At 58.9% G+C, this 13865-nt stretch carries 14 protein-coding genes; 11 read left to right on the top strand and 3 right to left on the bottom strand.

Features of this window, described 5'->3' with window-relative positions; genetic code table 11:
- Positions 1-644 precede the first annotated feature (644 nt).
- The 3 genes from NW834_RS06765 to NW834_RS06755 all read left to right on the top strand — a co-directional run bounded on the left by NW834_RS06765 (position 645) and on the right by NW834_RS06755 (position 3508).
- Positions 645-1745 carry a serine hydrolase gene (locus NW834_RS06765; RefSeq protein ID WP_414351205.1) on the top strand — a complete coding sequence of 367 codons (1101 nt, stop codon included), beginning with the start codon at positions 645-647 and terminating at the stop codon, positions 1743-1745.
- 126 nt (positions 1746-1871) lie between these two features.
- Entirely contained in the window at positions 1872-3257 is a 1386-nt protein-coding gene (locus NW834_RS06760; RefSeq protein ID WP_414419153.1) for an NAD-dependent succinate-semialdehyde dehydrogenase, read from the top strand.
- Positions 3257-3508: an RNA-binding S4 domain-containing protein gene (locus NW834_RS06755; protein WP_414329585.1), complete on the top strand. Its 252-nt coding sequence runs from the start codon at positions 3257-3259 to the stop codon at positions 3506-3508. Before NW834_RS06760 ends, NW834_RS06755 begins: the two co-directional genes overlap by 1 nt.
- A gap of 5 nt (positions 3509-3513) precedes the next feature.
- On the opposite strand, the gene NW834_RS06750 is transcribed toward NW834_RS06755, so the two are convergent.
- The 3 genes from NW834_RS06750 to NW834_RS06740 all read right to left on the bottom strand — a co-directional run bounded on the left by NW834_RS06750 (position 3514) and on the right by NW834_RS06740 (position 5322).
- Positions 3514-4026, bottom strand: coding sequence for a hypothetical protein (locus NW834_RS06750; RefSeq protein WP_414419152.1), 513 nt, complete (start codon positions 4024-4026; stop codon positions 3514-3516).
- Between the two features lie 9 nt (positions 4027-4035).
- Positions 4036-4422 carry a plastocyanin/azurin family copper-binding protein gene (locus NW834_RS06745; protein WP_414408140.1) on the bottom strand — a complete coding sequence of 129 codons (387 nt, stop codon included), beginning with the start codon at positions 4420-4422 and terminating at the stop codon, positions 4036-4038.
- 234 nt (positions 4423-4656) lie between these two features.
- Entirely contained in the window at positions 4657-5322 is a 666-nt protein-coding gene (locus tag NW834_RS06740) for a DUF4439 domain-containing protein (protein WP_414329579.1), read from the bottom strand.
- A 247-nt stretch (positions 5323-5569) separates the two neighbouring features.
- On the opposite strand from NW834_RS06740, the gene NW834_RS06735 reads away from it, so the two are divergent.
- From NW834_RS06735 to NW834_RS06700, 8 genes are all read left to right on the top strand, one after another.
- Positions 5570-6319, top strand: a complete 750-nt coding sequence (locus tag NW834_RS06735) for a WecB/TagA/CpsF family glycosyltransferase (protein WP_011433483.1) — start codon at positions 5570-5572, stop codon at positions 6317-6319.
- A gap of 40 nt (positions 6320-6359) precedes the next feature.
- Positions 6360-7199 (top strand): cell division ATP-binding protein FtsE, encoded by an 840-nt coding sequence (locus tag NW834_RS06730; RefSeq protein WP_238376738.1) that lies wholly within the window; start codon positions 6360-6362, stop codon positions 7197-7199.
- A gap of 91 nt (positions 7200-7290) precedes the next feature.
- The gene (locus tag NW834_RS06725) at positions 7291-8202 is read left to right on the top strand and encodes a cell division protein FtsX (protein WP_414419151.1); all 912 of its coding nucleotides are present in this window, start codon (positions 7291-7293) and stop codon (positions 8200-8202) included.
- A gap of 61 nt (positions 8203-8263) precedes the next feature.
- Complete coding sequence (locus NW834_RS06720) at positions 8264-8866, top strand: hypothetical protein (RefSeq protein ID WP_414328886.1); 603 nt, start codon at positions 8264-8266, stop codon at positions 8864-8866.
- A gap of 57 nt (positions 8867-8923) precedes the next feature.
- Complete coding sequence (locus NW834_RS06715; RefSeq protein WP_414343534.1) at positions 8924-10108, top strand: pyridoxal phosphate-dependent aminotransferase; 1185 nt, start codon at positions 8924-8926, stop codon at positions 10106-10108.
- A 158-nt stretch (positions 10109-10266) separates the two neighbouring features.
- Positions 10267-11067: a ParA family protein gene (locus NW834_RS06710; RefSeq protein WP_011433472.1), complete on the top strand. Its 801-nt coding sequence runs from the start codon at positions 10267-10269 to the stop codon at positions 11065-11067.
- Position 11068: 1 nt separating this feature from the next.
- Entirely contained in the window at positions 11069-11902 is an 834-nt protein-coding gene (locus NW834_RS06705) for a hypothetical protein (protein ID WP_414419150.1), read from the top strand.
- A 303-nt stretch (positions 11903-12205) separates the two neighbouring features.
- The gene (locus NW834_RS06700; RefSeq protein WP_414373417.1) at positions 12206-13831 is read left to right on the top strand and encodes a peptide chain release factor 3; all 1626 of its coding nucleotides are present in this window, start codon (positions 12206-12208) and stop codon (positions 13829-13831) included.
- The last annotated feature ends 34 nt before the right edge of the window (positions 13832-13865 follow it).

The following is a 13865-nucleotide window of genomic DNA, read 5'->3' as shown; positions in this document are numbered from 1 at the left end:
ACCTTGAGCTTGCAGGATATGGTCAGGACTTGGCTCATGAGTTCATTGTACTTCATCAAAGCGCATTCCTCCCGGCAGTGACCCTACGGGTACAGTGCGGGGCTCCTGCGATTTCTAGCTGACGGTTTTCCTGGACTTGGCAAAAGCGCTCCGCGCCGCTTCCGCGACTATTCCCAGCCCCTCTTCCAGAGGGAAAGGGGGGTCACGGATCAACCTAAGTTTTTAAAACGACTCCGAGTGGATGCTCTGGCAACAGGGACTCATCCTGCCTTTGGCGGGGTTGTTGCTAGGCTTCGTGTCGCGAGGACGGTTTGATGGGCGTTTTGCAATCTAGGTCAGGGCAGGTTGGCCAATTTGTGGGTTTAATGTGGGTTTAATTAAGCCAAGCTCACCGGAGTGGAGTCGGTGAAACTGCCAGCAGTGTCTGTCAGAAGTATGGTGTTAAGGCAATCGTTCTTATGACCAGAGCAAGGGAGAGGAAAGGCACCGATCCATCCGCGCTAGCGGGCCGTAGGCCTTTGCCAGAGAAGTCGCGGGATCCCCGCCGCCCTCCACAACCTGCCAAGGATACCGTCCCACCTCCGGCGGAGTCAAAGCTGCGAACAGGTTCTGGTCGCCTGCTTCCTGCCCCCAGGGGATCCCTATTGGTTTCCCGTCCTCAACCGCTGCGTCTTGCTCGCCAGAAAGCCATTGCTCGTCTGCGCCAACGGGCTGCCCGGCCTCGCCGCTTGAGACGTTCTCCATCTCTCGGGCAAGTGTTGCTCAGGGGACTGAGCTTAAGTCTTATCCTGGGCCTGACGATGGCGGGCCTCTCGCAACTGCTGCAATCGACCACCGCTGGCCGGATAGAACAGGCCACGACGCAGCTTGGGGATCCTCCCCCGTCGGCATTCCCGAGTAACATTCTGCCGGGAGAAGCGATCCCGGCTTTGCAGGAGCGCTTGGCCGCTTTGGCCGACCAACCGGGCTTGACGGCAGGGGCTCTGTTCTGGGAGGTGGAAACCGGCGCCTTTGCCGGGGTTAGGCCGGATCAGGCTTTTCCTGCCGCCAGTGTGATTAAGATCCCCATTCTCTTGGCTTTTTTCCAGGCTGTGGAAACCGGGCAGGTGCGGCTGGATGAACAGCTCACTCTGCGGGAAGATCTCAAGGGAGGGGGGGCAGGCGTGTTGCAAACCCGACCCCTCGGATCCCAGGTTTCTGCTTTGGAAGCGGCCACCCTGATGATCACCCTCAGCGACAACTTCGCCACCAATCTGATCATCGATCGCCTGGGTGGACAGGAGGCTCTCAACCAAAAATTTCGCCAGTGGGGACTACAACACACGCAAATTTCTTGGTGGCTACCGGATCTGGAGGGCACCAACACCAGCAGCCCGCGCGACATGGTTTGGTTGCTCAGCCAGGTGGAACAGGGGCGCATGTTGAACCGCCGCAGCCGCGACCGCTTTTTGGATATTCTCTGGCGCACCCAACGGCTCTCCTACTTCCGGCCCAATCTGGGCCAAGAGGTGCGCATTGCCCACAAAACGGGAACCCTGGGCTCCGTGGTGGGAGATGCCGGGATCCTGGATTTGCCCAACGGGCGGCGCTATGTGGCGGCGGTGTGGGTGAAGCGAGAAACCCCCAACGATCCCAGAGCCGAAGGGCTGATCGCCAGCTTGTCGCAAGCAGCCTACGAGTTCTGGTCTGCTCCTGGATCCGCCCCGCCATCCCGAACAGACACCACCGGCAGCCCGCAACCCTGAGTCCCCCACTCCGCAAATCTTTCCATATTGCTACGCAACGCTTACGCGAACGCAGTAGCAGTGCGGAGCACTATTCCAGGCAGAGCGCAAATGCCAGAGTGGAGAAACAGGCGTTGAGGGAAAAAGATGGGGCACCTGGTCAGCATCAACCCCGCCACCGGAGAGGAATTGGCTCGCTACCCCGTTTTCGACGCTGGGCAGATCCAAAGCTGTATCGCCCAAGCCCACGAGCGGTTTCAGAGCTATCGTCGGATCCCGTTTGCTCAACGATCCGCCTGGCTGAAGCGGGTGGCAGGGATCCTGGAGGAGCGCAAAGCGGAGTTTGGCCGCCTAATCAGCCTGGAGATGGGCAAAACCTTGGCCTCTGCCGTTGCGGAAGTGGAAAAATCCGCTTGGGTTTGTCGCTACTATGCCGAGGAGGCAGAGGGATTCTTGGCCGAGCGCTCCATATTGCTACGCAACGCTTACGCGAACGCCAGCGATGCCAGCCGCAGCGGGATCCGCTACCAGCCGCTGGGGGTGATTTTGGCGGTGATGCCCTGGAACTTTCCCTTTTGGCAGGTGTTTCGCTGTGCCGCCCCAGCCCTGATGGCGGGCAATACCCTTCTGCTCAAACATGCTTCCAACGTGCCCCAATCGGCTTTGACCCTAGAGCAGATCTTTCGGGAGGGGGGATTTCCGCCAGGGGTCTTTCAAACCCTGCTGATCACAGCAGCCCAGGTGGCAGAGGTGGTGGCGGATGAACGGGTGCGGGGGGCCGCCCTCACCGGCAGCGAAGCCGCCGGCTCCAGCCTGGCCCGTTTGGCCGGTCAATATCTGAAAAAAACGGTGTTGGAACTGGGAGGGAGCGATCCCTTCATCGTGCTGCCCAGCGCCGATCTGGAGGCAGCAGTTGCCACAGCGGTCACGGCCCGTCTGATCAACAACGGCCAGTCCTGCATTGCCGCCAAACGATTTATCCTACACAGGGCTATCGCCGAACCTTTCACGGCTGCCATGACGGAGCGATTTCGCCGGCTCAAGGTGGGGGATCCCTTGGATCCGCAAACCGATGTGGGGCCTCTGGCTACCCCCAGCATTCTGCAAGAGGTGGATGGACAGGTGCAGGCTTTGGTGCAGGCGGGGGCCAAAGTTCACATCGGTGGCTCCCCCTTGGGAGGAAATTTTTACCCGCCCACGATCCTGAGCGACATCCCCCCCGATCATCCGGTGGCCCACCAGGAGGTGTTCGGGCCGGTGGCGCTGTTGTTCACCGTACCGGATGTGTCGGCAGCCATCGAGCTGGCCAACGGCACGCCCTTTGGCCTGGGCGCCAGCGCCTGGACAACCGATCCAGAGGAACAAGAGCGCCTGCTGGAGGAGCTGGAGGCGGGATCCGTATTCATCAATGGTCTGGTCAAGTCCGACCCGCGCCTTCCCTTCGGCGGCATCAAACGCTCAGGGTATGGACGGGAACTGAGCCGGGAAGGGATCCTGGAATTTGTGAATGTCAAAACCATTTGGGTGAAGTGATGGCGGAGACTGCTCAAAGGGATCCCCAGCCGGCGACGGATCCTGTAATCAAGCTGGATCAATTCCTCAAGCTGGCGGGGGTTGTTCCCACCGGCGGGCAGGCCAAGCAGCTCATCCAAGCGGGGCAAGTGCGGGTGAATGGTGAGGTGGAAACCCGGCGGGGACGCAAGCTGCGCCCTGGGGATGAAGTGGCCGTGGGAGGTGGAGTTTGGCGAGTGCGCCTGGATAAGACCCCAAAGTCAGATCAGTGAACGGGTCAGTGCAACCGGATCAAAAGAAGCATGGCCAAGGCCCCGATTCCCCCTGCCACCGCAAACTGCCATTCCAGCCCCCACAGCAGGCAGGCAACTCCGGCCAGGATCTGGATCCCACCGGTCATCCAGTAGGGGAGGCGCGGCGGATCCACCAAGCCGTTGAGCCAGTGACCCAGCCCCATTTGCCACAGCCAAAACACCCCCAGGTATGGGCTCAAAGCTGCCAAAGGGGTACGCCCGACAAAGGGCAGCACCGAGAGGATCATGCCCTGGGCGATCACCAACGTCCACACCAAACCCACAAAGTAGAGGTGGGCCAGTCCGGCTGTTCGAAACTCCGGCAAGCTAGTCTGCCGCACCATGTAGCCCAACCCAATCAGGGAAATCACCAGCCACAGCCAGTTGATGTTGGCCTCTTGGTGAAACTGGGTGGCGGCGAACCCCATCCCCAGAAGAATGGCCCAAACCAGGTACACCCGCCGACAAATGTTCCAGAAGGGAAGAGGGGTTTGCATGGCCTCCACCTAATCGACGACGACAATACGGCCCACCATGCTGGGGTGGATCTCGCAGAAATAGTCCTGGATGCCGGCCACTTCGAAAGCCACTGCTTTGCTCTCGTTGCGCCTCAGCCGTCCCGTTCCTTGGAATTGCGCTCCCTCTATGGGAGTAGCCGTGTGGGGGGTGGAATCCAGGTTGGTGAAGGTCACCTTGCCGCCCCGCTTGAGGATGATCTCCGGGGGCAGGTATTGAAACCCGCGAATGATCACCTCTGCTTCCGCCGTTGCCTCGACAGGATCTCGCCCCGCAACAGAGCTGGCTTGTCGCCACCGATCCACAGCCAAGATAGCCCCCACATTGAGCAGGGATCCCAGTCCACTGAGCAACAGCAACCGCCGCGTCATCGGCATAGGGCTTTCTCCACACAGGTTAGGAAGCGAAAAAAAGCTGAGGCGTTCAGAAGAAGGCGATTGCGACAGCGGTGTGGAACACCTTGACCTCCAAAGAACCTCCAAAGATCTCCAAACCCCAAGATCCTACAGAGGACGTTGGAAGGCTTTGGAGATCAGCGCCGGTGGGGGTTCTACACCTTGCTGTCGCCGGGGGTTGGCGGCTTTAGCTGGAAGTCATCGCCGGCAGGGGCTTTACACCTTCAGGATCCAGCGCTCCCGAGTCTCGGCGCTGACAAAGGGGGCAGGCACCACCAGAATGCTGGGATCAAGGCTGTGGAACACGGCCCGGATTGCAGTGGCATGGGCAACTTCGTTGGGGCCAATGGTGCTGGCGGCAGCCACCAGGTCTTTGTTGGAAAGCTGGGTAAACGCGTCGTTGTAAGCCAAGGCTGCATCAAACTCCAGAGCCAGGGCCAGCTTGGCAATGTTGGCATCGGAGTCGAGATTGCCTTCTTTGTTGTCGATGTAGGTGGAAAGGTCGTAGCTATCCCGGGCCCGAGAGGGGATCCCCCCCAGTTGCCGCACGGCGCCCGCCAGCAGATCCCGGTGCTGTTCGTGATCCTTCAGGTTCTTGGTGGCCACTTCCAACACGATCTTGCCCACCTCAGTATTGCTCAACTTGCCGGCAGCGGTTTTGTAGGCCCAGATTGCCTGCTGTTCCAAGTCAATGGCCGCGTTGAGGATGGCGATGTCGGCAGTGTTGGACTGGGCGGCACCGGGCAGGGTGCGCAATCCAATTGCTCCACCTACGCCCGCCAGCAAACCAGCCAACAACAAGCTGCGGCGGGAGGTTGCAGGGCTGGGATCCCATTCGGCGGCCAATTGAGGCAGAGCGAAGGGAGTCTTTGCAGTCTTCATCTCAAGTCTCCTGTCTCGAAAGATGGCAACCAACCTTCAGGGGCTTGCTCTGGGTCGGGCAATTCCCTCTGGCCTGGTCTGATGGAGATACGCCGTGGATGCCGCCGCGGATGCCTGAGGGAAGAGATTTTCGTGGTCAAATAGCCATGAAATGCCTCCTCGAACTCCCCTCTCCCTCTGGGAGAAGGTCCGGGCTATCTTAAAAGCGTGTCCAACGGCTCCAGTGGGGGCCAGCATTCGGTCGGTAGTGTCGTTATCCATCCATGCGATTCTGGGCGTGAACCTGCACCTTGCTCTGCCGGAGGCCAGCCTACAGAGCTACGCCACCTGGATTGAGGCGCGTATTCGGGAGGGTCAGGGCGCTCAGGTGGTTACCTGCAACCCGGAAATGATCATGCAGGCGCAGCGGGATCTGGCCTTTGCCCAGGTGCTGCAAGCGGCGGAGCTGGTGATCCCCGATGGCATTGGGGTGGTGTGGGCCCTGCGGCGGCAGGGGATCCGCGTCCAGCGGGTGCCGGGGATCGAGCTGGCAGAAACCCTGATCCCGTTGGCGGCAGAACGGGGGTGGCGCTTGGCCCTGGTGGGGGGAAGGCCGGAAGTCAACCGGGCAGCAATTCGATATTGGCAAGCCCAGTGTCCTGCTTTGGCCCTCTGGGGCTACCACGGCTACTTCTCTAGCGAGGAAGAAAAAGAGCTTCTGCAAGCTCTCCAGGAATTTCGACCGCAACTGGTGTGGGTGGGGCTGGGATCCCCGCGGCAGGAGCTGTGGATCCAAAAGTGGCGTCCCCTTTTGCCCCAAGCCATCTGGATGGGGGTGGGGGGCAGCTTGGACATTTGGGCCGGCCAAAAACGGCGAGCGCCCCGTTGGTGGCGTGACCATCACCTGGAATGGTTGTATCGTCTCTATCAGGAACCCTGGCGCTGGCGACGCATGTTAGCTCTGCCCAGCTTTGTCTGGCGAGTGCTGTGGGATCCCTCTTCTCGTTTGCGCCCCTAGTCTGCCGGCGCTCTCTCCCTCCTCTGTCTAGGCGCTTACTATGGTGATCGGTCAGCACATCGGCTATCCTCCTCGCTTACACCGTTGGGCGGGTACGGCTCCGACCCCTCATCCCCCTGCCCCAGCCCATCCAGAGGCCACCCTGGGCTTTTACAGCAGCACCCAATCCGGATCCCTGCAAGCCCCGGCCAGCATGGTGTCCTTGCGGGGCGTGAGCAAGGTCTTTCCCAACGGCAACTTAATTTTTCAGGATGTGAACTTGGAGGTGCGCCGCGGCGAGTTTGTGTTCGTAACTGGGGTCTCCGGGGCGGGCAAGTCCACCCTGCTGCGGCTACTCTACGGGGCGGAACAGGCCACCGAGGGCACGGTCATCGTCGATCAAGTCTGTCTCTTTTCTTCTGAAGGGCGGCGGCGACCCTACCGCATCCCACCGCGTCCGCTGGCCATGTTGCGGCGGCGCTTGGGGGTGGTTTTCCAAGATTATCGCCTTCTGGCCAACCGCACCCTGGCAGAAAATGTGGCCTTCGTGCTGCGCGCCCAAGGGCTGTCCCCCGCAGAAATCCGCCGTCGCATCGGGCCGACCTTGAAGATGGTGGGGCTGACCGAAAAGCGAGATCACTTTCCCCATGAGCTTTCGGGGGGGGAACAGCAGCGCCTTAGCCTGGCCCGTGCCATTGTCAACATGCCGGTGCTGCTGCTGGCGGACGAGCCAACAGGAAACCTAGATCCGGAAAACTCCCTCTTGGTTCTCCAGATTTTGGAGCGGCTCAATTCCTTTGGGGTGACCGTCATCATGACCAGCCATGACCCCTATCTGGTGGAGCGGGCCGGCCACCGGGTGGTGCGCATGGAGGGAGGGCGCCTGTATGATCTGCGCTGAGGGCTGCCGGGATCCCTAGTTTGCTCTTCACAGGTTTTGTTGAAACCTTGGGAGCAGCGGCTCCTGGGCGCATTGTTGGACGGTGAATAGCATGCAATCTCTCTCCCGACTTCTCAATAAAATTCGCTACCTCCTACAGGAGACTTTTTTGGGGTTGCGGCGGGGGGGCTGGCTGAACTGGGCCGCTGTGAGCACCCTGCTGGTGTTGCTGTTCTTGGTGGGGATCGGCGTTGAGCTGTCCTGGGGCGTGGATGCCACGGTGCAGTCGCTGGGAGGACAACTGGAGATCTCCGTCTACCTGGAGCCGGAACGGCAGGGGGTGGAGCTGCAACCTCAGGTCGCCCAACTGCCTCATGTGGCCGAGGTGAAGGTCATCACCAAAGACCAGGCTTGGCGCAACCTTTTGCTGGAAATGGGGATCCAAGACGAGGCGGCCATGGAAACCCAGTTGGGGGAGAACCCCTTGGTGGATGCTCTGCGGGTTAAGGCGGATTCCACCGAAGCCTTGGGGGAAGTGGCGGAGCAGATTCGCCAACTGGAAGGGGTGGATGAGGTCTACTACGGCGACCGCATTGTGGAGCAACTGGCCCAGCTCCAGGACATGCTACGGCTGGGATCCCTGACCATTACCGGCGTGTTGGCCCTGACGGCAGTGGCAGTCATCACCACCACCATTCGCCTCATCGTCATGGCGCGGCGGCGGGAGATCGAGGTGATGCAATTGGTGGGGGCGACGGCAGCCTGGATTTACTTGCCCTTTATTTTGCAAGGGTGCCTGTTTGGGGTGATCAGCGCAGTGGGAGCTTGGGGATTGGTCTTGGGATCCCAGCAGTTGCTGCAGGAGCTGCTGGAGCAGTTGATTGCCTTGCCCTTTCTCAAGGTGATGCAGGCAGATCGCAGCCAACTGGAGTTTTGGCTCTTGCCGTCGATGTTATTGGGGATGGGGGTTTTTCTGGGCACCACCAGCAGCTTGATCGCAGTGCGCAAATCGGCAGGGCGCTGAGCTGGAGGCGATGCTGAGGAAAGCCCTGGATATTCCAATCTGAGGATCGCCATAGGATAAGATGATGGACTCTACTTCCCTGGCTTTCCAAGATCTGGCCGCCATGAACCCATTGCCTCCTCCCGCCCACCCTTACCAATTCCGCGCTTTGGGCCTAGTTAAGGGATCCCTGAAATCGATCCCCAAGACTTATGCGCAGGCAACCTTGGTTGCCTCTGACGGAGCAGAATATCCGGCTACCCCCGGACGCGCCGAGCTTCTCGGCCCCTTCGAGCACTGCATCAAGAGCGGCCATACCTACTGGTACTACGTGCAGCCGCAGCCGCGTTCAGGGGGGGCTTTGGGCTTGAGCATCATCCGCATCCTGGCCCTGCCGGAAGAGGAGCAAGACCCAGAGTGGGAAGAAGAACCGTTTTTGCCTGCCCCTGAGGACACAGAGGAAGGCTTTAACATTCGCGGCATTGTCGAGCCCCACGATGGCTTTGTTGAGGTGACCGTGCGGCGCAAGCCCCAGGGAACCAAGCAATTTGCTCCTCTGCAATTGCGCTTGGAAGGGTTCTTGCCCGGAGCTGTGGCGGGCGAGTTTTGGGATCTGTTGGCAGAGCGAGAGGGCAACAAACTGCTGTTGGTGGATGGTACCCGCCTGTTGACCGCAGTAGCCTAGCTATCTAGATTGGCCCTGCTTGAGAACCTTAAAATAAAACAAAGAGCTTCCCAACCGATGGTGTCTGCTGCCGGCTTGTCCCAACGGGTCGCCCATCTATCCCCTTCCCCCACGCTATCCATTTCGGCTCTGGCTAAAGCCATGCAGGCAGAGGGGCTGGATGTGTGTAGCTTGAGCGCAGGCGAGCCGGATTTCGATACACCTGACCACATTCGGGCCGCGGCCATCCGTGCTCTGGAAGATGGCAAAACCCGCTACGGCCCCACCGCCGGGATCCCCGCCCTTCGCCAAGCAGTGGCCGATAAGCTGCGGCAGGAAAACGGCCTGGAGTTCAGCCACGACCAAATCCTGATCAGCAACGGCGGCAAGCAAACCCTGTTTAACCTGGCCATGGTGCTGCTGGATCCCGGCGATGAAGTGATCCTGCCTGTTCCCTACTGGGTCAGCTACCCCGAAATTGCCATTTTGGCAGGGGCAAAGGTTGTGCAGGTGCAGACGGAAGAGGCCCAGGGGTTCAAGCTCACCGCCGCCCAACTGCGCCAGGCCCTCACCCCCCGCAGCAAGCTGCTGATTCTCAACTCGCCGGCCAACCCCACCGGAGCCGTTTACCACCGGCACGAGCTGGCAGCTCTGGCAGAGGTGATCCTCTCCGCCCCCCATCTGTACGTGATCTGCGACGAGATCTACGAAAAGCTGGTTTATGGACAAGCCCGCCACATCAGCCTGGGATCCCTTTGCCCTGACTTGATGCCGCGCCTGATTCTCAGCAGTGGCTTTGCCAAAGCCTACGCCATGACCGGCTGGCGGGTGGGCTACTTGGCCGGGCCCAAGCCCATCATTGAGGCGGCCATCAACCTGCAAAGCCACAGCACCTCCAATGTCTGCACCTTCGCCCAGTACGGTGCTCTGGAAGCCCTGACCAGCCCCCTATCGGCAGCAGCTGTGGAAAAAATGCGCCAAGAATTCTGGCAGCGGCGAGATCTGATGCTGGACGGGATCCGCACCTTGCCAGGGGTGACTTGCCCGGAGCCAGAAGGTGCATTTTATGTGTTTGTCAACATCGGCCAAACCGGGTTAAGTTCGGTGGAGTTTTGCCGGCAGCTGCTCAAGGAACACCACGTGGCTGCTGTGCCGGGGGTAGCCTTTGGGGCAGATTCCTACATTCGCCTTTCCTATGCTGCCGATCGCACCACCCTCGAAAAAGGGCTGCAGCGGCTGCACCGGTTTGTGTCTTCCCTCTGAGAATTCAATCCGAGGATCGAAAAGAACTGAGGAAGCTCAGCTCCCAGCGGCTGGATCCCTGTAGGCCATTCCCAGCGGCGGGATCCCCATTAGAGGTGTGAACACCATTGCTTAACCCTAGCTATAGTGTTAGGGGATGGGCTACGAGGGGATAACTCATGTCTGGCAGAACGGCGCTTGTCATCACCGTTGCCTGTTTGAGTGGGGGATCCGGAAAGACCACAGCCGCCCTCAACCTGGCCATCATGTTGGCCGAGCATGGCAAGACGCTGGCTGTTGACTTTGACCCACAGGGCAACCTGAGCCAGTGGATGGGCTGGACGGATCTGTCGGAGTCGGCCACCATTGCCGAGACGATTTTGCCGGGGGCGGATCGGGTTCACATTCGGGAGATTATCCGTCCGCCGTTGAATGAGGATCGCCAGGAGCGGCTGTGGTTGGCCCCCAGCGATTACAGTCTCTCGCGGGCTATGGATGCGATCGTGATGGAGCCGGGGCGGGAGCTGTTTTTGAAGCGGGCTTTGCGACCGATTTTGCCGGAGTATGACTTTTTGGTCATCGACAGCCCCCCCTCGAAAGGGTTGCTCACCTACAACAGCATTCTCAGCGCCGATCTGCTGGTGGTGCCGACGGAATGTACCCAAAAGGGGGTGATGGGGGCCCTAAGTACCCTGGTGCTGTTGAAAGAATTGGAAGAGCTGGATTTTCATGTGCCCAAGTTTTTGGGGGTGCTCCCCACACGGGAACAGTGGGTGGGCAACAACCGCACCAAAATGTCGCGGGCCGCGGTGGAAGCCTTGGCGGAAATGATGCAAGGGATCCCCATTTTCACGCCGGTGCGGCAAAGTACAGTGGTGCAGCAAACCAACAGCATGGGCTGGTCGTTGGCGGAGGCAGGGGAAGATCTCCTGGCCCAACCTTATCGTGAGGTCCTCAAGGCTGTGTTGGAGGCCCGCTAACATGGCTACCGCCAAGAAGCCTCCCAAAAAAAAATTGCCCACCGGCCCCACCAAGGCGGATCTGCTCTCGCGCATGGGGGTGAATAAGCAGCCAGAGCCGATGGAACCTGCACCTACGGCTGCCGATGGCGTTGAGGCTCCGCTCCGTCCAAAAGACGACAGGGGAACGGATTCCCTGGATCTGCCTCACCCTGCGGCATTAGATGTTGAGCCCGATCCATCTGCCGCCGCCTCGTCCCCTCTGTGCCAGGTTGCCACAACCCCACCAGAGGCAGGACGGATGCCTCTCCTGGCCGGTGTGCTCTCCCCACCTGAAGCTCCTTCTCGGGATGCGGATCCCTTGTCCAACTTGTCGCCCGCTCCGGTCGAGGTGGAAAGGGTTGTCTCCCCACCCCAGGTCAGTCTGGCCAAATGGGCCAATACTTCGCTGCCAACTGAAAAGCCAGCCGAGCTTTTGCCCCCTGCTACTGCTTGCACCGACAATGGGGTTCGCCGCAATGGCACCCCCAATGGGCAGGGTGCCCAGTCGGATCCCCGCGAGGCTCTGGATGCACAACTGGGCCTGCAAAAGCTTACCCTCAAATGGTCTGCCGAGAGGGTAGAAAAGCTGGGATCCCTGGAAAGCGCCACCGGGCTACCGGGCGAGATTTTGCTGGAAGTCCTGCTGGATCATTGGGAACAATTGCCCAAGCCCTTGCAGCAAGATTGCCTCCTGCAAGCCCACCGCATTCGCGTCGAGCGGCTGGTGATCAGCCAAAACTTCACCATTGCCACGATTGAGCAACTGCTCTTCACGTCAGCGTTGCGCAACAACAACGAGCAGCATCTGCTTTGAGTTCTGGCCGGTTGGCCTGGGAAATTCCCCCTCAAGATCTCCGCCAGTATGCCAGACAACAGGGATCCCTGTTCCTGTGCTAGGGTCAAAATGGTTCTGTTGGCTTTTCGCGCTTTTCGGCCTGTGCTCTCTCCCCCTCGCTACCTGGCGGCAACCCAAGCCCATTATCATCAAGCGCATTATTCACCCTACTTCTCACTTTTGTTTTTCTATCTTCTCCCTATTTCTCCCATCGTTTAGGGGACAGCATTGCAACGTCATCTTCTTTAAAACGACCAGGTTGTAGTGGAGCGGCAACAGTTGATGAAAGAACTTGATTTGGCCAAAGCTGTAGAGCAACGGCGCACCTTTGCCATTATTTCCCATCCCGATGCGGGGAAGACCACCCTCACCGAAAAGCTGCTGTTGTACGGGGGGGCCATTCAAGAAGCGGGAGCTGTGAAGGCCCGTCGGGCGCAAAAGCGGGCCACTTCCGACTGGATGGAACTGGAAAAGCAGCGGGGTATTTCCATCACCTCTACCGTCCTGCAATTTGATTACCGCAACATTCGTCTCAATCTGCTGGATACTCCCGGCCACCAGGACTTCAGCGAAGACACCTATCGCACCCTGGCAGCGGCTGACAATGCCGTGATGCTGGAAGATGCCGGCAAAGGGTTGGAAACCCAGACCCGCAAGCTGTTTGAAGTGTGTCAGATGCGGGGGCTGCCGATTTTTACCTTTATCAACAAGATGGATCGCCCAAGTCGGGATCCCTTGGAGCTGATGGATGAAATTGAGACAGAACTGGGCCTCAAGCCCTATCCTGTCAACTGGCCAATTGGCTCAGGCGAGCGGTTTACTGCCCTATTTGACCGTCGGACTCAGGAGTTTCATTTCTTTGAGCGGGTATCTGGGGGGCGGCTAAAAGTTCAAGATACCGTCATTAAACTTGGGGATCCGCAAATTGAGGAGTTGATCGACAAGGACTTGTATTACCAATTCAAGGAAGAGCTGGAACTGCTGGATGGTCTCATGCCCACCTTGGATCTAAAACAGGTGCATTCTGGCAAACAAACCCCGGTCTTTTTCGGCAGTGCCATGACCAATTTTGGGGTGGAGCTTTTCCTCAATGCATTTTTGGAGTATTCCTTACCGCCAATGCCTCACGAGAGCACTGCCGGACTGATCCCGCCCGAACATCCTGAGTTTACGGGCTTCGTCTTTAAACTGCAGGCCAACATGGATCCCCGCCATCGGGATCGCGTTGCTTTTGTGCGCATCTGTTCCGGCAAGTTTGAGAAGGATATGGTGGTCAACCATGCCCGACTCAATCGTCCCATTCGCCTATCTTATCCCCAGAAGTTGTTTGCTCAAGAGCGCATCTCCATCGATGAAGCTTACCCTGGGGATGTGATCGGCCTGAATAATCCCGGCATCTTCACCATTGGGGATACCATCTACACCGGCCCGAAGCTGCGCTACGCCGGGATCCCTAGCTTTTCTCCTGAGCTGTTTGCCTACTTGAAAAATCCCAATCCTTCCAAGTTTAAGCAGTTCCAGAAAGGGGTAGCGGAACTGCGGGAAGAAGGGGCTGTACAAATCATGTACTCTATCGACGATTCCAAACGGGATCCGATTGTGGCAGCGGTGGGCCAGTTGCAGTTTGAGGTTTTGCAGTACCGCCTTGAAAGTGAATACAACGTCGAAACCCGACTGGAGATGTTGCCCTACACCCTGGCCCGCTGGGTCGAGAATGGCTGGAAGGCGCTGGAGAACATCCCCAGCTTGTTTAACACCCTAGTTGTTAAAGACATTCAAGACAGGCCCGTTCTTCTGTTTAAGAACGAGTGGACTTTACAGCAGTTTGTTGCCAGCAACCCTAAAATCAAGCTCAGCAAAATTGCCCCTATCTCGGATCTCGGCCCAGAATTGGGTGACGGCCAATAGATCAACCTAAGAGAATCCGTCTCAAAGAGCCTTA

This window comes from Synechococcus sp. R60.1 (genome assembly GCF_047461835.1).
Lineage (GTDB): Bacteria > Cyanobacteriota > Cyanobacteriia > Thermostichales > Thermostichaceae > Thermostichus.
Note: the sequence above shows the minus strand (reverse complement) of the source record. Positions and strands in the feature narration are given on the sequence as shown.